This is a genomic window from Microbispora sp. KK1-11 (genome assembly GCF_006874435.1).
Classification (GTDB): Bacteria; Actinomycetota; Actinomycetes; order Streptosporangiales; family Streptosporangiaceae; genus Microbispora; species Microbispora catharanthi.
On sequence record NZ_VIRJ01000124.1, the window covers coordinates 1 to 606 of the forward strand.

At 68.6% G+C, this 606-nt stretch carries 1 pseudogene; it reads left to right on the forward strand.

The annotated features are described in order from the left end of the window. Positions 1 to 606, forward strand: a pseudogene (locus tag FLW16_RS43030) (DNA-directed RNA polymerase subunit beta); the annotation flags it as partial.

Consider the following 606-nt stretch of genomic DNA (forward strand, 5'->3'; position numbering starts at 1 on the left):
TCCTGCCGGTGGAGGACATGCCGTTCCTCGAGGACGGCACGCCGGTCGACATCGTCCTCAACCCGCTGGGCGTGCCCGGCCGTATGAACGTCGGCCAGGTGCTGGAGACCCATCTCGGGTGGATCGCGGCCCGCGGATGGGATGTCAGCGGTCTCGAGGAGGCCTGGGCCGAGCGCCTGCGCGACAAGGGCATGGACAGGGTCGAGCCCTGGACCAAGGTCGCCACGCCGGTGTTCGACGGCGCCCACGAGGAGGAGATCGTCGGCCTGCTCGACAACACCCTGCTCAACCGGGACGGCTCCCGCATGGTGGGGGAGAACGGCAAGGCGCGGCTGTTCGACGGCCGCTCCGGCGAGCCGTTCCCGCACCCGATCTCGGTCGGCTACATCTACATCCTGAAGCTGCTGCACCTGGTCGACGACAAGATCCACGCTCGCTCGACCGGTCCGTACTCGATGATCACCCAGCAGCCGCTGGGTGGTAAGGCGCAGTTCGGCGGCCAGCGCTTCGGCGAGATGGAGGTGTGGGCGCTGGAGGCCTACGGCGCGGCGTACGCGCTGCAGGAGCTGCTGACGATCAAGTCCGACGACGTGCTGGGCCGAGTGA